Origin of the sequence: Parasulfitobacter algicola (assembly GCF_013315265.1) — a bacterium.
In the GTDB taxonomy this organism is placed as follows: Bacteria; Pseudomonadota; Alphaproteobacteria; order Rhodobacterales; family Rhodobacteraceae; genus Parasulfitobacter; species Parasulfitobacter algicola.
Genome location: NZ_JABUFE010000025.1, coordinates 1 through 19240, shown reverse-complemented (window position 1 = coordinate 19240; position 19240 = coordinate 1). Strand labels below are relative to the sequence as shown.

The 19240-nt window shown below is 53.5% G+C and carries 17 protein-coding genes and 3 pseudogenes; 15 read left to right on the top strand and 5 right to left on the bottom strand.

From position 1 onward, the window contains the following. The 3 genes from HRQ87_RS19385 to HRQ87_RS19375 form a co-directional block, all read left to right on the top strand. Positions 1–383 (top strand): DDE-type integrase/transposase/recombinase (locus HRQ87_RS19385; RefSeq protein ID WP_174140098.1); only part of this gene is annotated, 383 nt, incomplete at its 5' end. A gap of 301 nt (positions 384–684) precedes the next feature. Further along, a complete protein-coding gene (locus HRQ87_RS19380) occupies positions 685–1029 on the top strand; it encodes a hypothetical protein (RefSeq protein ID WP_174140097.1) in 345 nt (114 codons plus the stop codon). A gap of 15 nt (positions 1030–1044) precedes the next feature. Next, entirely contained in the window at positions 1045–1671 is a 627-nt protein-coding gene (locus HRQ87_RS19375) for a hypothetical protein (protein ID WP_174140096.1), read from the top strand. 561 nt (positions 1672–2232) lie between these two features. Here the strand turns inward: HRQ87_RS19375 and HRQ87_RS19370 are convergent. Beyond that, on the bottom strand, positions 2233–2517 hold the full coding sequence (locus HRQ87_RS19370) for a hypothetical protein (RefSeq protein WP_246252560.1): 285 nt from the start codon (positions 2515–2517) through the stop codon (positions 2233–2235). An 871-nt stretch (positions 2518–3388) separates the two neighbouring features. On the opposite strand from HRQ87_RS19370, the pseudogene HRQ87_RS20720 reads away from it, so the two are divergent. From HRQ87_RS20720 to HRQ87_RS19360, 3 genes and pseudogenes are all read left to right on the top strand, one after another. Continuing rightward, positions 3389–4015 (top strand): annotated as a pseudogene (locus tag HRQ87_RS20720) (DUF6531 domain-containing protein); the annotation flags it as partial. 471 nt (positions 4016–4486) lie between these two features. Further along, positions 4487–7900, top strand: coding sequence for an RHS repeat-associated core domain-containing protein (locus HRQ87_RS19365; protein WP_174140095.1), 3414 nt, complete (start codon positions 4487–4489; stop codon positions 7898–7900). Continuing rightward, on the top strand, positions 7897–8265 hold the full coding sequence (locus HRQ87_RS19360) for an ankyrin repeat domain-containing protein (RefSeq protein ID WP_174140094.1): 369 nt from the start codon (positions 7897–7899) through the stop codon (positions 8263–8265). The genes HRQ87_RS19365 and HRQ87_RS19360 overlap by 4 nt, the downstream gene beginning before the upstream one ends. A gap of 348 nt (positions 8266–8613) precedes the next feature. On the opposite strand, the pseudogene HRQ87_RS20390 reads toward HRQ87_RS19360, so the two are convergent. The 4 genes and pseudogenes from HRQ87_RS20390 to HRQ87_RS20385 form a co-directional block, all read right to left on the bottom strand. After that, positions 8614–8706, bottom strand: a pseudogene (locus tag HRQ87_RS20390) (SMC-Scp complex subunit ScpB); the annotation flags it as partial. 96 nt (positions 8707–8802) lie between these two features. Further along, complete coding sequence (locus HRQ87_RS19355) at positions 8803–9048, bottom strand: polymorphic toxin-type HINT domain-containing protein (protein WP_281356703.1); 246 nt, start codon at positions 9046–9048, stop codon at positions 8803–8805. 69 nt (positions 9049–9117) lie between these two features. Beyond that, positions 9118–9717 (bottom strand): hypothetical protein, encoded by a 600-nt coding sequence (locus HRQ87_RS19350; RefSeq protein ID WP_174140093.1) that lies wholly within the window; start codon positions 9715–9717, stop codon positions 9118–9120. 286 nt (positions 9718–10003) lie between these two features. Further along, a pseudogene (locus HRQ87_RS20385) lies at positions 10004–10111 on the bottom strand (integrase); the annotation flags it as partial. Between the two features lie 304 nt (positions 10112–10415). On the opposite strand from HRQ87_RS20385, the gene HRQ87_RS19345 reads away from it, so the two are divergent. The 9 genes from HRQ87_RS19345 to HRQ87_RS19305 all read left to right on the top strand — a co-directional run bounded on the left by HRQ87_RS19345 (position 10416) and on the right by HRQ87_RS19305 (position 19083). Further along, entirely contained in the window at positions 10416–11264 is an 849-nt protein-coding gene (locus HRQ87_RS19345; RefSeq protein WP_174140092.1) for an ATP-binding cassette domain-containing protein, read from the top strand. Further along, positions 11261–12247, top strand: coding sequence for a FecCD family ABC transporter permease (locus tag HRQ87_RS19340; RefSeq protein ID WP_174140091.1), 987 nt, complete (start codon positions 11261–11263; stop codon positions 12245–12247). The genes HRQ87_RS19345 and HRQ87_RS19340 overlap by 4 nt, the downstream gene beginning before the upstream one ends. A 38-nt stretch (positions 12248–12285) precedes the next feature. Then, complete coding sequence (locus HRQ87_RS19335) at positions 12286–13293, top strand: FecCD family ABC transporter permease (protein WP_174140090.1); 1008 nt, start codon at positions 12286–12288, stop codon at positions 13291–13293. Between the two features lie 53 nt (positions 13294–13346). Further along, entirely contained in the window at positions 13347–14303 is a 957-nt protein-coding gene (locus HRQ87_RS19330) for an ABC transporter substrate-binding protein (RefSeq protein WP_174140089.1), read from the top strand. Positions 14304–14378: 75 nt separating this feature from the next. Continuing rightward, positions 14379–15284 (top strand): ABC transporter substrate-binding protein, encoded by a 906-nt coding sequence (locus HRQ87_RS19325; RefSeq protein ID WP_174140088.1) that lies wholly within the window; start codon positions 14379–14381, stop codon positions 15282–15284. Further along, entirely contained in the window at positions 15281–16240 is a 960-nt protein-coding gene (locus tag HRQ87_RS19320; RefSeq protein WP_174140087.1) for an ABC transporter substrate-binding protein, read from the top strand. The genes HRQ87_RS19325 and HRQ87_RS19320 overlap by 4 nt, the downstream gene beginning before the upstream one ends. A 66-nt stretch (positions 16241–16306) precedes the next feature. Next, the gene (locus tag HRQ87_RS19315; RefSeq protein ID WP_174140086.1) at positions 16307–17272 is read left to right on the top strand and encodes an ABC transporter substrate-binding protein; all 966 of its coding nucleotides are present in this window, start codon (positions 16307–16309) and stop codon (positions 17270–17272) included. Next, positions 17269–18102, top strand: coding sequence for a (2Fe-2S)-binding protein (locus HRQ87_RS19310; RefSeq protein ID WP_174140085.1), 834 nt, complete (start codon positions 17269–17271; stop codon positions 18100–18102). The genes HRQ87_RS19315 and HRQ87_RS19310 overlap by 4 nt, the downstream gene beginning before the upstream one ends. A gap of 15 nt (positions 18103–18117) precedes the next feature. Continuing rightward, the gene (locus tag HRQ87_RS19305; RefSeq protein ID WP_174140084.1) at positions 18118–19083 is read left to right on the top strand and encodes an ABC transporter substrate-binding protein; all 966 of its coding nucleotides are present in this window, start codon (positions 18118–18120) and stop codon (positions 19081–19083) included. The last annotated feature ends 157 nt before the right edge of the window (positions 19084–19240 follow it).

Sequence of the window (19240 nt, the reverse complement as noted above, 5' to 3'; positions counted from 1 at the left end):
CCCGGCGCGATGCGAAGGCGGCAAAGGCTTTCCTGAACAAAGCCATTGAGCGCGTCCGCCTGCATCGGCCCGTGACCCTCTGCACCGACAAAGCACAGGCCTATGCCCGTGTCATCCGCGAGATCAACCACCGTTATGACCCGCATTTTGACAGCATCCGCCACATCGATCGAAAGTGGCGCAATAATCGGATCGAAAGCGATCACGCTGCCATGAAACGGCTGCTTGGATATCGCCAGAGCTTCCGCTCACTCCGAACAGCCAAAGCAACACTCAGCGGTATTGAAACGATCCGAACCATCAAGCAAGGCCATATTCATTACAAGCAACCAGGCGTTCTGGGCGAGATCCAGTTCATCAGCCAACTCTTTGAAAGTGCGTGATCAGCTAGGTTCGCTACACCTTCGGCTGAGCTCAGAAGATTAATGCAACAGTCCCATCAGTATGCGCTTGTGTGATACCGTTTTTCCGTGGATGGGCTTCTTCGCGGCGTTGGTAAGAGCAGCTTGCTTATCTATCAAAAACTGATCATTCTCTTAGACAATAAGCTGCCTAACTTCTTCCGAACCTACATTATCTAGCTCTTGGGGAATAAACCATGATGGGACTGAAACAAGCCGCACCTGCCCTTGCAGCACTACTTGTACCTGCCGTACTAATTGCAGACCAGTTACGGTTGAAGTTTTGGAAGAGCCAAGCCGGATTTGGGTGTCGGACAGACTGACGCAAAGTACGAAGAATGGCTATAATATTCCAATCTTTTCAACACTCCAGTTTACGGAAGGTGGTTTTTTGGAAGGTTTTGTCAGCAACATGAATGGCATGATTCCTTACGAATGTGAAAGTGCATTTGAGTGTGCACTGGCGGAGAATCATGCCGCTGTTTACTCTGGCCGCTATACGCTTTCTGATGGCTCGATTGTGCTTTCCGAGGTGACGGCCACAGGTGTTGTTCCAGACCCCGCTGTGAATTCTGAGTTTGCATTGATGGAGACTCTTTCGGAAACGGGCACCTCATTTTCAATCTAGACAGCTGAAAATTCGTTGATCGTTGATGTTGAGGGAGAAATGCGGCGGTATCTTCCGGTCACGGATGACGTTTTAGATGAAAGCCTGGGTTTGGTATACCTTCTGCAGGTATCATCTTTGCAGTGGGGGGAATGCTTTTTAGAGGCCGCTTACAATGCCGCGATACAAGCACCCCAAAATGACGAGGATCTCGCGCGTCATGCACTTCTTGATGTGGCGCGGAGTTACAATTCAGTCTTTCATAGTTATTTCGATTTGACAAAAAATGAGACCATTGATTTAGCGCAAGCGGACGACGCAACCAAGGCCGAGGCGGTACTTATTCGCGGTAAGACAACTGCCATCGGTCATATAGCTTATGACGTTGGGTTTCAGACTGCGGCAATATTTCGTGAGACGGGCAAGTGGGATTATACCACACGACCCGAAACAATGTCTGCTATAATTCTAGATGTGGTGAGCCGCGTGGATAACCAAATTGAGAATCTCTCCAATTCAGATTTGGAAAAAATTTCAAGTTTCCTTGAGCAGGAATGGTCCACAATTTTAGCATCAGGTCCGGCGATGGGCGCTTTCATATTGGCTTCGACCGAGGGTAACGACGCAGATGTGGCGCAGGTTATTTGTCCATCCCTACGATGATGTACGGAGTTCCCTACCCCTTCAATGAAATTGCTGCATTGCGGACAGACAACAGCACAATTCGGTCGTCAGAGCGATGACAGCCCATCAGAATAATGACGAGCTTGCCTCCACAAGAGACATCATCTGATTTTAGGCCTTTTGCGATCTGATGGTTTGAAGCGTTGTGCCATCCGGTTTGGCCAACAAGCGGTCATTTGTATTCTATGCAGCATCAGGCAATTTGGGCTCAAAGCCGACATGCGGCGACGCGGCAACGCGGCCAGATCGTCCAAGACCGCACTGACGGTCCCGGCCCATAGCCGACGTCAGTGGTGTAACCTGTATGTTTCATGCCTGTATCTCACCTCCGGTTTTGTGGAAGCAAAAGAATCGCGTTTACTCAGGAGCGTTCGTCGTTGACAGTGAAACCTGTGAGACTTATCTTGAAGGCGACCAAACCATTAAGATCAGCTCTCAGGCCACATCGCTTGGGGGCTTTTCTTTTGCCGTTATTTCACTTGTCATTCCCTCATTGCTCCTTGCCTCATCGTTCCGAAGGATATCTCACCAACGCTGTCTTCAGTCGGTATGCTTCTCCGTGTCTTCCACGTCCAAATAGCTTGCGACTAAATCTCCAAGCTTTTCGAGACGCTCTTGGTCAATCGGCACTCCTGCAACCTTGATTGATAAGTTTCCATCAACGGAAGTGACCGAGAGATTTCGGTTGCCCACCTTGCGCTTTACGGTGAGTTTTTGGGACTTTGGTTTTGGCTTGGCTTTGTTTGTTCTCTCCAAGCTCGCCAAGGGTAGGGGAGGCAGATGGGCGACAGCTGTTGCAGATGGCGCGGTCGCTACAATGTACATTCCATGCAACCGGGTCGGATCGGGAGACCTCCGGCGGTCCAGAAAGATACCAGATGGAAATTGCCAACGCCCTTGAAGCTGAACAAGACAAGACGAGCCCCTTAGCACGCGCGCAGCGGGAAAAGTCAGCGCTGCGCTAATGCGTTCTCAACAGCCCAATTCCCTGTTCGAGGGGCACTGCCCGGATGTCTTCCGCCACCGGGGCATCACGTTCTCCGGCGTAGATCAGCAGGCCTTGACCGAAACCATATCAACAGAAAGAAACAGGAACGGATTCTACACACGAACGGCCCGGATCAGGGGGCTGCGTCAATGGCAACCAGGCCAATCATGCACTAACATTCAAAATGGACTACTCACATGGGGCTGATCACCCCTCAGAACACGTGTTGCAGTACAGGATCAAACATGATCGCGAAAACCTCGCGAAAGATGTCAAGACAAATACGGCATATCAAGAGGAGTGTGTGAGAGGGGTGATTTGATTATCTCGGCAAAAAAAGCCGGAGGATTTATCTTAGCGCGTACATCATTTAAACTTCAGACCTGTTACAAGTTATTTTAAAAACACAAATTATAAAAATATTAGCTGCATACACTTTTGGGTTGCGGATCATCTCAGAATCATGTTCGATCACATGTAATCACTGTAGCGTGATAATAGTAATCTAGTTTAATCAGTGCTCCTTTAAAAATCTATAAATAGTAAACAATATCAGTATGATATTGTATGCATTAGCTCGTGCTTCTTTCTCTGAGATGTCAACGCATAGGTAAGAATTATAGAATGATCGCATTCTGATAAGCCTCTGTCCCTCAAATAACCGCACTGGTTATCTTTATATCTTTTCTGCTTTAGGTGGATTGCTTCATGTCAAAAATATCCCTAATTTTTTCAGCATTTCTGATTATTTTTTCAATGATGTCTACGGTGATGGCACAGGATCCGCCGCCTGAGGAAGAGCGTCGACATTATTTAGATCTCTGGGACAACTTTTTATTTGGAAATTTCGCCGAAGATCCGCAAACTGTGTGTAATGGTATTGGGCCCGGTGGTGTAGTTGAAAATGTCACAGACCGAGATGCAGATTGCATTTTCCGCAAAGGGACACCAGAGCAAACGTCTTATAAGCTTGCTCAATATTGCTATCGAATCCAAGAAGACGGCTCAATCTCACGAGCTGATTGGATTAACGCTGGTAAATGCGCGACTCTTTTTCGGGTTGTTGAAATGTGTCACCAACCAAATGATGGACAAGCCGGTAATGCAATCGGGAATCCAACACTTCTTGGATCCCGTGAAAAATTTGAGATAGCTACGGATTGGGCTTTTCCAGCAGAGCCGCGTTTTGCACTATCTAGAAACTATATGTCGACCGATACAATTTCATCCAATGGCCTATATCGCATGTTTGGTGGTGCTTGGTCTGCCAGTTTCTCAGAACGATTTAGATCGGATACCAACGGCGTGATGACCTACGCCCGTGCAGATGGATCCCGTCACACCTTTCTACAAAAAGATGGACTTGGCATCTTGGAAACTCCTGAATTTGGTGGATATTCTTTTACAGGTCGACAAGAAATAGTTTTTGAGCCCTGGACATATTATCGATGGAATACATACGATATAGTTACTGAGAAAAGTGGGCTTGAAAAGTGGTTTTATAATAGCAATCTCTCAAAATTAAAATGGCCAGATGGCTATCAAATATATTTTTGGGGAGATTCTGCTAGCAACCCAAATGTCTGGATGTTTGATAATCGCGGTAATGGCGCGCGTATTGTGTATTCAACAGTTAATTTTCCAACGGGTTCTGCGAGGCTGTTGACGAGTGTCGAATTTGATACTGGTCTCATTCGGCGGGACTATAGCAGTGAGCCATTTTTAAACTTCGATCCAATTGTCCGAATAGATTATGAATACGGTGAAAATGTTGGTAACCTCGAGTACGCTCCTCTTGAGCGTGTGATGCGCACAGACTTGACCTTAAACAAGGTAGAAGTCGTTGCAGAGTATAGCTATAAAAAGAATGATGATGGCAACTATATTGCGCCTTTCCTTTTAATAGAAATTCGGGATGGTCGCACGTATGATGATGGAACACCTTTCCCATATGCCAATTTTGAATATGAGTATGTGTCTGGTGACGATGTCGTCTATGCAGATGTCGAGCAAGGCCAGCTCAAGAACTCTTGGCCCGTCATATCGACATCTCATTTTGGTGGCGCGGATGGGTATACGTTTACCGAAACCTCCGCGACGAATGCTTTGGGACATACAACTAATTATGTCTTTGGGGAAGCTGAAGGTCGCAAAGTTATAACCTCAGTCGAAGGGTTGGCGACACCAAATTGCCAAGCGACGGCACAAAGCTATGATTATGCCGCGCCCGAAGGTCAACCCAAAGGGCATGTCTATTCCCGTACAGAGCGCAATGGTACAATAACAACCTATACCCGGTATGCGGATGGCCAAATACAAACAAAGACTGAAGACAAGGGAGGTCTGAATGAACGGACCACGGCTTATACTTGGCATCCAGTTTATCAAAAACCTCTGACCCGCATCACCGAAGGTCTGCTGGAAGAGTTTGAGTATAGCGACAGCGGTCTTCTGCTGCGCTATTCACAGACCGATACTCTGGCAGGAAGCCCAAGCCTGGGTGAAATGCGAACTTGGATCTATACTTATAGTAAAATTGTGACACCCCGTGCTGAGCAGCTAGATTTGGATGTCCTTACCTCAATCGACGGCCCCGGCCTTGCGGCGGATGGGGTGCTGGATATCACAACCTATACCTATGACGCGAATGCGCGGCTGACCAGTGTGACGGATGCGGTGGGTCTGAAAACCGAGATCCTTGGCTTTGATGATCTGGGGCTTCCGAGCTTGATCCGTAACCCGGACGGGATTGAGTGGGGCTTTACATACGATGTCATGGGTCGTGTCACGGATATGGTGCTGAACCCGAATGGGGCCAGCCCAAAGACCAGTACCTTTTCCTATGATGTGATCGGACAGCTGACGTCCTCTACGGACATGTTGGGACGCACCTGGACCTATGAGTATAGCGAAGCGCGGCGTCTGGTGGCTATCACCAGCCCGTCTGGCGACCAGATGCGCTTTACTCATGATCTGATGGGCAATATCACAGGCACCGAGTATTCCGATGGTACCAACCCAGCCACATTCTTTGAAAACGCGCAGTTTGATGAATTGGGCCGCATTCTGAAAACCATTGGGGCTGAAGGACAAGAATGGGACTTCAACCATGATGTTGAAGATAATCTGGCGCAAATCACCGATCCCCTCAGCCACACGATCCAAAACAGCTTTGATGGTCTGAACCGCGTCAGCGAGACTGTGGATCAGGCAGGCTACACAACGGGTCTTCAGCATGATGATGATGATCAACTGACGCGTTTTACCGATCCACGCAGTATTGAAACCGTGTTTGACTACAACGGCTTTGGTGAATTGGTGCGCGAGGTAAGTGCGGACCGTGGCACAATGTTGTATAGCTATAACAACAGAGGTCTGGTCAGCCAGATGACCGATGCCCGTGGGCAGGTCTCGACCTATGAATACGATAACGCAGGCCGTCTGACGGCCCGCCTGTTTCTGTCGGACAGCACACTTGATCAGACATTCACCTACGACAATGGCCCCATTGGCCAAGGCAAGATCGATCAGACGTCAGATCAAAGCGGCACAACAGACCGCAGCTATGATGCTGAAACCGGCTTTATCGATGTTGAAACCCGAAATATCGAGGGCGTTAACTATGCGCTGGATTATGATCTGACCGTCGAAGGGGATCTGACCCAGGTCACCTATCCTTCTGGCACGCAGGTCCAGATCACACGTGACACAGACAGCAGGATTGCCGACATTGCGGTCGTTCCAAATGGAACCGGCGCACCTGTTCCGGTGATTGCAGGCACCACCTACCTGCCCATGGGGCCACTGACCAATGCCACCTACGGCGACGGCGGGCAGTTCGCTGCGACCTACGACAGATCCTATCGGCTGACCCGGATGACAGATACAGTCTTGGGCACCGCTTTGCGTGATGTCAGCTATAACTGGACCCTGCGCGACAATCTGGCGGGCATCACCGATAATCTGACCCCCACCGGATCCGAGACATTCGGCTATACCCCCCGGGAAAAACTGGCCAGTGCCGATGGTCCCTATGACAGCCTGTCCTATGCCTATGACGGCGTGGGCAACCGCACCAGCCTGACCCGCACGGTGGGCGGCGTTGCCGAGACCGATGTCTACGACTACCCCCGCCTGAACAACATGCTGCAAAGCGTGGCACAGGCGCAGGGCCACACCCGCACCTTCACCTATGACACGGGCGGGAATGTCACCTATGACAACCGCGCGGGCGGGGGGTATGGCTATACCTACAACGCCGCGAACCGCATGGACAGCTTTTCCATCAACGGCGTGGTGCAGTCCGAATACGTCTATAACGCCGCCGGTCAGCAGGTCATCCGCAGGCTGACACAAGAGGGCCGGACGCTGCATTCGGTCCATGATCTGGACGGTCAGCGCATCGCCGAATATGAATACGACCCCGGAGCCGGAACAAGCACCCTGCTGAGGGAATACGTCTGGATGGACATGACCCCCGTCGCCGTCATCGAGAACGGCCAGGTCTACTTCATCCGTGCCGACCACATCGGAAGACCGGTGTTTGCGACAGACAGCAACGGCACCAAAGTCTGGGAAGCCACCTACCTCCCCTTCGGCGGCATCCACACAACATCGGGCGACGCAATCAACCTGCGCTTCCCCGGCCAATGGTTCCAATCCGAGGCAGGCCTCCACCAAAACTGGATGCGGGATTATGATCCCACAACAGGACGATACATCCAAGCCGATCCGCTAGGATTGGTCGATGGGGCGAGTGTATATGGCTATGCGCTGCAGAACCCGGGGAGGTATATTGATCCCAGAGGAGAATATGCTGGGGCCATAATTGGCGGCGGTATACGCATCGGTATCGGAATAGGTATTCGAGCAGGAATTAGATATGGAGCTCGATATCTTGCTAGTCAAATGACTAAGAACGGTGCATCCTTGCCTCGCGCACAAGAAAAAGAAAGGGGCAGAGAAAGACGCGCATATAGTACATATTGTAAAAACCCACCACCGTCGACTGGTAATCGCTGTCAAGATCTGAAAAATAATTATGAGCATGCTAAACAATGTTTGGCTATGCGGCAATCATTTGGGAAAAAATGGTATAATGATAATGATCTAGGGCATTCGATCGAAAACAGCAATTTAGAAAACCGTATCAGTAGGTTAGAAGATGCACTTCGCGATGAGTGCCCCCAAATTTGTCCAACATTAGGTATCTCTCGATGACTAAATTATTGGATGATCTTTTGAACTTTTACTCTACATTTCCTGAATGGGAAGGTGATAAATGTTTGACGCCTTTTTCAAGAAATAAATTTGGCGATTACCCCTTAAATGTGGCTGCAACACGAGGTTTAATAGAAGAAATGGAGATTCTATTGAAAAGCGGAGCTGATATTAATCTAAAAGGTGAGCATGGCTACTCTGCATTGCATAATGGTGTTGAAAGTGGATCATTGGAAGCCGTTCAATTCTTAATCAATCATGGTGCAGATATTTTACAGGTAAACGACCATAATATAAGTTCCATACAGTTATCAGATTACTTGGATGAAGTGATTATCAAAGATTATCTTTCTAAAAGATTTTAGAGTGTCCGTCGTCAGGGTTTTTGGAACCAATGGGGGCCTAAACTAGGAGAGAGTTTGGCTCATCTTGTTGGTTTGATTATGCGGCGTGCTGGTGGTGATGCAAGCGTCGCGCTTCGAGTGTCTTTCGTTTGATCCTTTCACGTTGCTTTATGTCATGGTGACGCTATTCTTGAGACTCCCCCGTAATGACCATTCATTTTCGATATTTGGTAAGATTATTAATGAGATATCCACATGGGATTGGCATGCGCTTTCGAGGAACTTTGCCGCGCAATTGAGCAAATCGGACCGTTCAGCGTTTTCCCCAAGCTGATCAATCGCTCCCCCGAGGATATTTTAGGAAGATGGCCGCGGCGACCGCGGCCCACTCGCGATCAAGTCCTTATAGCGCAGCCTTGCGAGGAGATCGCGGCTGACCTCCTTGCCGAAAATATCCTTTAGCCTTCATGCCGCGTTTCGGCTCGTCGAAGGAGACATTCGCTGCGCTCGCAATGTCACGATTTCGGTGAATGAATGAACCGAGATCACGCTCGGCTTTCATGCCAATCGCGAATGGCCGAGGGCGTTCTGAAGCAGGATCCGTATTCGGGGCATCTGTTTGTGTTTCGTGGCCGTGACGCCAAGGCGGGACACTTGGCCACAACCATCCTCAAGCGTCAGCCACAGCACATCCGTCGCCTGACGTTTCATGACAGCAGTCACCGACGAGATCAGGCTCTGCCCCGTCTCCTCGTCCCGCGCCACAATCAAATCGCCCTCGCGCAGTGTTTCAATGGCAACCAGACCACTAGGGGTCAGATTCTCGATTTCGGTGACAGAGAGTGCCGAAAAGTGATAGATATATTGGTCGTTCTAGATAAGCTTCCGCTCCAACTGAGATCGTGTCACAATTCTTTGGTAGTCATTCGCATCAGGATTCACCAAGAAACATCCAAACTTTTTATCTATACAGTTTAAGACAGATAGGGTTAGTTTGATTTTTGTAACAGCGACCGGAGAGGTGTTTTCCAACTGCTCAATTGCTTCCAAATCAGACCAAAACGCGATCATCTCATATCCCGACTGTGAGTACATTTTTCCAATCTCACCGTTGTCTTTCTGCAAGGTATAAAAATCAACATCAAAGAATTGATCTTCGAAATCGGCAAGCCCAAGCATCCATTTTGCACCGGCAGGTATAAACTTTGCCTTCTTATTGTCGACAGAGTTGAATTCCCAGTATTCGTTATCAACAAATCTTGCCTGAGCATTCGCTAAATGCGTTCTAGCCAAATTACCATCGAAGACATGGCGTAGTTCGATCACAGTCAGTTCGTTCATATTTAACTCTGCCGATGAAATAACACCACAACCACAGCGTGTACTAAGGTAGCCATCATCGTTTTCTATTTTTATTGCCTCTTTTCCAGCAGCGACGTGTTTGCAGCTAAGTACTGTTCGGTTGTCTGACATTTAGAACGGCTCTATGTTTGATGGTGGCTTTCCGGCATCTCTACTGCCATGGCTCGAGTTACAACGCACACAATAACACTTATTACCCGCAGTTGGGTTATCAGAAGATTTCCCGGTCGACTGAGCAGGGTTGTGTTCGAATGAAAATTTGTCGCCATGTGGTATTCCAGGCGTGCCTGGTGGTGGAACAGCTCGTCCGCAGCATTCGCAGCGTCCGCGCGCACGCCACCTGACCCAGCCCCCTGAAATCAGGCCACAGAGGTGTTAGTAATCCGTCTGAGCAAAGGATGGCCCAAACGTGTTTGGGCTTCAAAGGCCTTTTTTGACCAACGATACGACCCTTGTTCCAGGCGGGGCGAAGTGCGCGAATGGCTGGTAGGTTTGGTGTTTCCATGACTGATCCTCCAACCCGCCATGCCCTCCCAAAACGACAACCCGACGTTGACCAAGGCAACATATCACAGGATGCTGCGCTGCCTCCGCTGGCAAAAGATAGTCCAGAACAACTAATGCTGCGCCTCTTACCAATGTCCGCTTCATAAATCCGAGTCTTCCAAGCGAGGACCTTAAGCATGCGACCGTCGTTTTGTTTCTTGTCTTGCGCATCGACCATATCAAACTGCCTTCACTTTTTCTGACTAAAAAAGTAGGGTAAATGTGAGGCCAGTAAAATTGGTCTGTATTTTGTGAGATTCGAAGTGAAGCATGCCAAGACAGAGATAGAATCTTTTGCCAGTCGAACCGGAACGGTATCTGCGCCGCGGCTACGCGCTGATCGTCTGTGCGTCGGTTATGCAGCAACGAAAATTGTCCATAACGTCGATCTGGAGGCAAATCCGGGTGAAGTTACTATTCTCGTCGGACCAAATGGCTGTGGCAAATCAACATTGCTGAAAGCGATGGCACGTGTCCTCAAACCAATGTCGGGGGCGGCGTTGCTGGATGGGCAGAGTGTTCATGCCATGCCGACGCGCGATCTTGCCCGGCAGCTTGCGCTTTTACCGCAGGGGCCAATCGCTCCGGAAGGTCTGACGGTGCATGAGCTTGTGAGCCAGGGGCGTTTTCCGCACCAAAGCCTGACGCGGCAATGGTCAGCCGACGACAGCCGCGCGGTGACGGATGCGATGAAGGCTGCCGATATCATCGAGTTTTCGGACCGCCGTGTTGACAGCCTGTCTGGCGGGCAACGCCAGCGCTGCTGGATCGCAATGATTTTGGCGCAGGAAACGGACGTGATCCTGCTGGATGAGCCGACGACGTTTCTTGATCTCAAGGTGCAAGTTGATGTGATGACATTGCTCCGAAAAGTCGCTCGTCAAAAAAGCCGGACCCTGCTTGTCGTGCTGCATGAATTGAATATCGCCGCAATGTTTGCAGATCGGATCGTGATTATGCGGGACGGACGGTTGATCGCTCAAGGTGCGCCGGAGCGGGTGATTACGGCAGAGAACCTTGCCGCCGGTTTCGGTCTTCAGGCCAGCGTCATCAAAGACCCTGTGACAGGCCGACCCGTATGCCTTCCCGCCATTGCAGAGCCCGCATCATGACAAAAGCCGGGTGGTTCAGTTTGCCGGTTCTTCTAGGCGGGCTTGTGCTGGCCTTTGGCTGGCATATTGCTGTCGGCGCGAAGACGGTACCCCTACACGTCGTGCTTGAGGCGCTTGTTGCCTATGATCAAAGCAATTTTGACCATGTTGTGGTAACTGATTTGCGCCTGCCACGGGCCTTTTACGCCGTGCTGGTCGGCGCGGCGCTTGCGGTCGCGGGGGCCTTGATGCAGGGCGTTACGCGCAATCCGCTGGCCGAACCCGGTGTTCTGGGCCTGTTGACCGGAGCATCACTTGTCGTGGTCATGGCGGTCGGCTATTTCCGTTTGGTTGACCCGGCGTTTATCCCGTTTCTCGCCGCTTTGGGCGCGACGGTAACGGCCGCATTGGTCTGGGGGATCGCTGCAGCGGCCCCGGGCGGATCAACACCGTTGACACTTGTACTTGCGGGTGCGGCCATCACGGGATTCCTTGCGGCATTCATTTCATTAGCGCATTTGCTGGATCAGGAAAGCTTTGACCGCTTGCGCGTCTGGCTGACCGGCACCTTGGCCGGACGATCCACGGATGTGTTGATCTGGGCCTTGCCTTGGCTGATTGGCGGGTTGGTACTGGCGCTGCTGCTGGCCCCGCAAGTAACCGCGTTGGCGATGGGGGATGAAACGGCCGTGGGTCTGGGCGTCGATGTCGCACGCGTCAAACTGCTGGCGATGCTCTCGGTCATCTCGCTGACAGCGGCGGCTGTAGCCATTGCAGGACCCATGGCTTTTGTCGGTCTGGTGATCCCGCATGTTGCGCGCATCCTGGTCGGGGCGGACTACCGTGCGATTGTGCCTGTATCGGCGGTCCTTGGCGCCGTCTATCTGTTGGTCGTGGATATCGCCGCCCGCATGGTCCTTGCCCCCATTGAAGTGTCGACCGGGATTGTCACCGCACTGCTGGGGGCGCCATTCTTCGTGTGGCTTGTGAGGGCGCGGCTGTGAGCGTGTTGGTCCTGAGCCCTTGGAATGGGCGCATTTCCATGCGCTTGCATCGCCATGCGCTGGTTGTCGCCGCACTCTTGCTCGTCGCGTTGATCGGTGTGAGTGTCGCAAGCCTGATGAGCGGAAGTTATCCGCTCAGCCTGCTTGGGGTCTGGAGTACGCTTGCGGGCAATCCACCCGAAGAGATCGCCCGTACCGTGGTATGGGAATTCCGGTTTCCGCGCACGGTCGTGTCCGCCATCGCCGGGGCGCTGTTCGGGCTGTCCGGCGCGATCCTGCAATATGTCACCCGTAACCCTTTGGCTGACCCGTCGCTTGTTGGCGTCAGCCAAGGGGCCGGTCTTGCCGTTGTATCCGCAATCGTTCTGTTTCCTGAAATGAACCTGTTCTGGCGTCCGCTGCTGGCTTTCGCTGGCGCGCTTGCCGTTGCCGCCCTGATCCAGAGCATCGCGATGCAGCGCACCGGCGGTGCGACGATGCGGTTCATCCTCACGGGCATTGGCGTCGCCGCGTTTATCGCTGCGATAACCAATGCCATGCTAACTTACGGCGATATCGATCAGGCTCACGCGGCTTTGGGCTGGTTGGCAGGTTCGATCCACGCCGTTGGTAGGCCCGAGGTCTGGAGCCTGACACTGTGTCTGGCGATCTTGACACCCGGGCTGATCTGGTCAGCGCGCTATCTGTCGGCGCTGCGGTTGGGGCCCGAAGTGTCAATCGGACTGGGTGTGCCAATCAGGTCGGCGCGGATCGGAATGATTACGCTGTCGGTGGCGCTTGCCGCATTTGCGGTTGCGGCTGTCGGACCACTTGGCTTCGTCGGCCTCGTAGCCCCGCACCTTGCACGACGTCTCGCGCATTCCGGTGTCGGCCAACACCTGTTGCTGACCGCATTGACCGGTGCGCTAATGGTTGGCTTGGCCGACTTTGTCGGGCGCATCGCCTTTGCCCCCGTCCAAATACCTGCGGGTATCCTGACCGCGATCCTCGGTGTGCCCGTATTTCTGTTGTTGATCCTGAAGACGCAGTCAACCCGCCAGCTCTAGGCGCCACGCGCCCTGCCAGCACACATCCTGTAAAATATCAAAAGGAGACGTCTATGCGACGTATCAGTCTTGCTGTTTTGGCCAGTTGTGCGGCAACACCATCCCTTGCCATCGATTGTGACGAAGGCATGCGGTTGTTCACACATATGCAGGGTGAAACCTGCATCCCCGAAGGCCCGGAGCGGATCGTTTCGCTTGGGTCCAAGAATGTGACGGTCCCCCTGATTGAGCTTGGTCACACACCCGTTGGAAGTCAGGGGTCCTTGCGCGAAGACGGAACAGCGACCCTCCGCGCCTCTGCGGTTTCTACCGGCGTGGAGTTCGACAACTCTGACATCACGTTTGTGGGTGATTACCCCGTCGATCTTGAATTGATCGCGGCGCTCGAACCGGATTTGATCATCTGGCCCGACTGGCAGGACGAGGTGAACATGGATCAGCTGACCCTGATTGCCCCAACGATTGCCTATGCGACCGACTCGACCGTTCACGATGGGCAGGCTTTCTTTGCACGCTTGCTGGGTGCGGAGGATCAGCTTGCCAAGGCGAAGGCGCGTTATGATTCCCAGATCGCGCAACTGGCAGCATTGGTGCCGGCGGGCACCACCGTCAGTGTGATCCATGGTGGCGACGGCGGGTTCTGGACAAGCTACCCTTATGGCAACCTCACCCTGATCCTAGAAGATGCCGGGTTCGAAGTGGTCGATATCCAGGCGTCTACCGCACCCGGCGAATACCCAACCTTCTCGGCCGAGCGTTTGCAGGAATTTGACGCAGACTGGGTATTCACGACCTATCGAACAGACCGGGGGCAAACACCTGCGGACGCGATTGCCGCCATGGAAAACGCTTTTCCGGGGTACTGCGATGTCCTGACGGCCTGCGCTGCAGGACGTCTCATCGCTATACCTCGCGAAGAGGTGACGACCCCGTCCTATGACGCCGTCGGGGCCGCTATCTTCGCACTGACCACGCATATGTCTAACCCATTCATACAGCTCGCAAACTAAGATGTTTTACCAATGAGATGCTTTGCAAGAATAGTCCTTTCGGCGCTGGCAGTTTTCGTCAGCAGCAGCACCGCTATGGCGCAGAACTTTCCTCTTACGATTGAAACAAGGTTTGGCCCCGCCGTGATTGCCGGACAGCCTGACCGGGTTGCGACGCTTGATTTCAACGGTGCGGACGACCTGCTGGCCCTTGGCGTTCAACCGGTCGCGATCCGCTATTGGTACGGCAACCATGAAAAATCCGTCTGGCCGTGGGCGGCTGAGCTTTTGACGACAAACCCCTTGGTGGTGCAGCGCGAGATCGACCTTGAGGCATTGGCCGCGACAGACCCGGATGTCATCCTCGCCATGTGGTCCGGCATTGATGCGGACATGCATACAAAACTGTCACAAGTTGCACCGGTCGTTGCAGTGCCCGACGGTGTGGGCGACTACGAAATGCCATGGGACGCCCGCGCCCGCCTTGCCGGGCTGGCAACCGGTCGCCTGGGCGAGGCTGAGGTTGCGATTTCAGCGCTGAATGCACGTTTCGATAGTTTGCAAACGGCCAATCCGCACTGGCAGCGACGCACCGCCAGCGTGGCTTATCTTTGGGATGGGCGACTTGGCGTTTATGGCAGCGGCGATGTGCGGCCACAAATCCTTGCCAATCTGGGCCTGATGACACCTGCTGCTGTCGATGCCCTCGTGCCCGAAGACGGTTTTGCTGTTGATATCAGCGGTGAAATCCTGCCCGACATCGACGCCGATGTGATCCTGTGGTTTACCTCGCAGGAGGATTTTGCCCACATCCTTGCGCTGCCGGGGCGCAATGTGCTGCAAGGCGGTGAGGTCTTTGTCGATGACCTTCTGACTGGCGCGTTCAGCCATGCATCACTCCTCAGCTTGCCATATGTGCTCGACCGGCTTGAACCCGCTCTGAACGCGGCCTTCGCCGACCGCGATACACCCGTTGATTTGACCGAAGGAAACAACCAATGACCCGACAATTGACCTTTGCAGCATGCGCCATGACAGTGCTGGCTACACCTGGTTTCGCTTTGACCTGCGACACGGGTTTTCGCGCCTTCACTCACGATGCTGGTGAAACCTGTATCCCAGAGATGCCAGAACGTATTGCCAGCCTGCGTGATGACAGCGTTACGACCCCCTTGATGGATATGGGCGCACCCGTTTTTGCAACCATCACCCGCGAGGCTGATGGCGACGGTCCACGCTGGGTCCGCGGCGCCGTCGATATCTTTGGACAGGACGCCGTTGATGCCGCCGGGCTGATTGACCTTGGCGGGCATAATCCACCCGATGTCGAAGCGGTCGCGGCAGCTGAACCGGACCTGATCATCTTGCGGGCCTATCAAATCGACACACTAGAGCAATTACAGGCGATCGCCCCCGCGATTGTGATGCCCGACGACATGCTGTTCCTTGATCACATGGCGTGGCTGGCCGATGCCGCCGGGATCGAAACGACGTTTGACACTGAACTTGCGTCCTACCACGCCCGCATCGCGACTGCCAAAGAGCGGATCGGCGCACCCGAGGATATTGTTATATCCCGCTTTGACATGTGGGAGAACGGCCTCTGGTATTACCCCAACTGGGGGGCCATTGATCAGGTCATCAACGATATCGGGTTTGCCAAGCCCACGATTCAGGCCGAGGAGACCGAAGGCTTTAACGGGCTGAGCGTCGAACGCATTCAGGAATTCGACGGCGACATCATGTTGGCCAGTATTGCGCCGCGTTGGGGCCAGACCGTTCCGATGCTGACCGCACAATGGGACGGGATCGCACCGTTCTGGCGTGACCTGGACGGTGTCAGCACCGGCAATCTCTTTTGGTATGAACGTGATGTGATGGTGGGCTACACCTTCACATCGCTGCACCGGTCCATCGACTTGCTCACGACCGTGACCGCAGGCCGCAAAATCAACTGATCCCGATATCGCAAGCCACGCCAGTATCCGGCCAGCCAGCACGCACCATGAAAAATGGAGTTTGCTATGACATTGAAAAAGACCCTTTCTGTGGTGTTCGCCGCCTTGGCGACACCGCTATTTGCCTTTGAGTGCGATGAAGGCCTGCGGCCTTTTATCCACGCGGCTGGCGAAACCTGTATCCCAGTCGACCCAAAGCGGATCGTCACGCTGCAAGACCAGAACGGGCTGTTGCCCCTGATAGAATTGGGTGTGACGCCCGTGGCATCTTCGGGTCACGTCAACAGCGCAGGTGCACAGATTTTTCGCCGAATGGAGGGGTATGATACCTCTAGCGTGACCTGGATCGGATCCTACAGCAGCCCGCCTGATGTCGAGGCAATCGCCTCTATGCAACCCGACCTGATTATTGCGTCACCGTGGCCGCCGGAAGCACCAGACCTACTCAAAAGCGTCGCACCGGTCGTGGTCATCGACATGTTTAACCAGCCGCTTGAAGATGCGCTGTTTCAGTTCGCCGATCTGGTCAACCGCACGGATCGGGCGACAGAACTGCAAGCCCAGATGCAGGACCGCGCTGCCCAAGTGCGCGCGGAGCTTGGTGACTTGATGGACACGACAACCCTGTCGGTGGTCACCCGCGAACACGCGGGCGACGGTTTCTATGGCATTGAACCAACACAAGCCTTCGGCGCGATCCGCCGCGCGCTCGATCCCACAATGACCCCTGCCGAGGCGGACTGGAGCACGGATCGTGTCAACAAAAGCCTCGAGGTCATCGGAGACCATGCCGCCGATGTGATGATGTTCCTGACCTTTGACGCAGACGAAGGTGGCGCATCGGCAGAGTTCGATGCCTTCATGTCCGAACCCGTCGTTCAGGCCCTGCCCGTCGCGCAGGCGGGGCAAATCTATGTCCTTGACGGATCACAGATGGTCGGATCCGCCTGGGGCAAGATCGTCAACGGGATGGAGCAGATTAGCGCCGTGTTGCTGGATGACAGCATCAACCGTAATCTGGTGATCGAATGATCCATATGCGCCAAACATGGCAGGACCAAGCCATTGCCCTGCCACGGCTGGACGACGATTTTTCACCGATCGTAGGGCTGGAGAGAGACGCGGATGGCGTGCCCCTCGAAGCTGTGCCGGTGCCGACACTTAGGCGGTGGATGACGGATGCCGCGATTGACGTAGACGGGCCGGACACAAAGTTATGTGCAGCCTACCTGATGGGTGATCTGAGTTTTGCGGTGGTCCAGACCTTTGCCGCCTTGGCCTTGCGCGGGCACTGGGTTGTTGGGGCAGATATGGATGCGGTGCATGTCTGTCCGCGTTTCGTGCAGTGGACGGAGGACGGCGAAAACGGCGTTTCCCAGGCGTTTGACCTGACCTTGACGCCTGACGCGCTCGCATTTGCACCGTCACTGTCGCCCCATGCCTTTGCAAAGACGGTAGAGGGTCTTTTCCACCCTTTGGTCGGGGACATGACCCATCTGAGCAAGCTGAGCAACACTGCCTTTCACAGGCTGATCGGGGACAGCATCGCCTATGCATTTCTGACCCACGGTCGCGCGCTGGACCGCGAACAAGAGGGGATGGATGCTGCAATGTCCATCCTTCGGGAACCAGGCACGAAGTTAACCAATCGCAAGGTCCGTTTTGACCACATCACCCTGCCCGAAGCGCCAGAGATCGGCCAATGGCTGCGGGTGCGCGGGGGGTGCTGTCGTGCCTATACCCGTCCCGGCAGGCCCGACTACTGCACCACCTGCGTTCTGCGTGACGACGCAAGCCGGACAGAACGCTTCCATAATTATCTGCGACGCACCTACCTGCGCGCGGGCATCGAAAGCTCATGAAAAGGAACTGGAACCATGAGACTCATCGCTTTTTTTATCGCAGTGCTCTTTGCAACGGCAGCCGGCGCACAAGATATGCGCACGATCACCGATGCGACTGGAACAAACGCCGAAATCCCGGTCCGGCCCGAACGCATCATCGGCATGCACGATCAGTCGATCACATTGACCCTGATCGAGCTTGGCGCGCCTGTCGTCGGTTCGATGGGTCGTACGACTGACGACGGAACGCTGTATATGCGCGCGGTTGACTTGTTCTACGGGCTGGATTTTGAAAACTCTGACATCGCGTTTGTCGGGCAATGGGACGCATGGGATTATGAAACCATCGCCAGCCTTACGCCCGATCTGATCCTTGAATGGGAGGATGCAGACGCCAATCATATTGAAAAGTTGCGCGCGGCCGGACCTGTCGTCCTGATCCCGCGATCAAATGAGAAATTTGTCAGCACCCGCGCTATCGCGGATGCGGCGGGTGTTATGGACAGGTTCGACTTTGAATTGGCGCGCTATACCGCCCTGATCGAAGATGCGCGACGTTGGGTACCGCAATTGCAAGGCGCAAGTTACGCCAAGATCCAAGGCTGGGATGGCAGCCTTGAGGTTTATGCTGGATATGGCGGTCTGACGCAGGTGCTGGAAGACCTGGGCATGGTGCGGACAGATTTTGCGCAATCCATGTCAGATCGGGGGGTGATCTGGGGAGAAACGGTCAGCGCTGAGACGATGCCAGAGCATAACGCTGATTACCTTTTTGACACTTTCACGGTCGCCTATGGCGATACTGCCACCAGCCCTTTCGAACGATTGAACGACGTCCTGCCTGGCTGGTGCGACATCCTCACAGCCTGCGCCGAGGGACGCTACATCGTCCTGCCGCGCGAGCATTCAACGGGTACGAATTTCGGATCGCTGGAGCGGCAGATCTACTATGTAGTGACCCATGTCGGAGGTAGGCCAAGCATTGCTGCCGTAAACTGACTAGTGTGAAATGGCGTCGTTCGATTTCTTGTCGCAAACGGCAGCTTAGTCCTGTGTGGCTGGCACCTGCAAAGCAAGACTTTTTTCGAAGCAATTGGCAATTTGTCAGATACGGTCTTGTGTTCGGCCTGTTCGCGCGGAACTAAAGCCCGCTGGC

Coding starts and splice junctions, on each gene's coding strand:
- HRQ87_RS19370 (WP_246252560.1), bottom strand. CDS start 2,517: ATGTACATTGTAGCGACCGCGCCATCTGCAACAGCTGTCGCCCATCTG.
- HRQ87_RS19365 (WP_174140095.1), top strand. CDS start 4,487: ATGCGCACAGACTTGACCTTAAACAAGGTAGAAGTCGTTGCAGAGTAT.
- HRQ87_RS19360 (WP_174140094.1), top strand. CDS start 7,897: ATGACTAAATTATTGGATGATCTTTTGAACTTTTACTCTACATTTCCT.
- HRQ87_RS19350 (WP_174140093.1), bottom strand. CDS start 9,717: ATGTCAGACAACCGAACAGTACTTAGCTGCAAACACGTCGCTGCTGGA.
- HRQ87_RS19340 (WP_174140091.1), top strand. CDS start 11,261: ATGACAAAAGCCGGGTGGTTCAGTTTGCCGGTTCTTCTAGGCGGGCTT.
- HRQ87_RS19335 (WP_174140090.1), top strand. CDS start 12,286: ATGCGCTTGCATCGCCATGCGCTGGTTGTCGCCGCACTCTTGCTCGTC.
- HRQ87_RS19330 (WP_174140089.1), top strand. CDS start 13,347: ATGCGACGTATCAGTCTTGCTGTTTTGGCCAGTTGTGCGGCAACACCA.
- HRQ87_RS19325 (WP_174140088.1), top strand. CDS start 14,379: ATGGCGCAGAACTTTCCTCTTACGATTGAAACAAGGTTTGGCCCCGCC.
- HRQ87_RS19320 (WP_174140087.1), top strand. CDS start 15,281: ATGACCCGACAATTGACCTTTGCAGCATGCGCCATGACAGTGCTGGCT.
- HRQ87_RS19315 (WP_174140086.1), top strand. CDS start 16,307: ATGACATTGAAAAAGACCCTTTCTGTGGTGTTCGCCGCCTTGGCGACA.
- HRQ87_RS19310 (WP_174140085.1), top strand. CDS start 17,269: ATGATCCATATGCGCCAAACATGGCAGGACCAAGCCATTGCCCTGCCA.
- HRQ87_RS19305 (WP_174140084.1), top strand. CDS start 18,118: ATGAGACTCATCGCTTTTTTTATCGCAGTGCTCTTTGCAACGGCAGCC.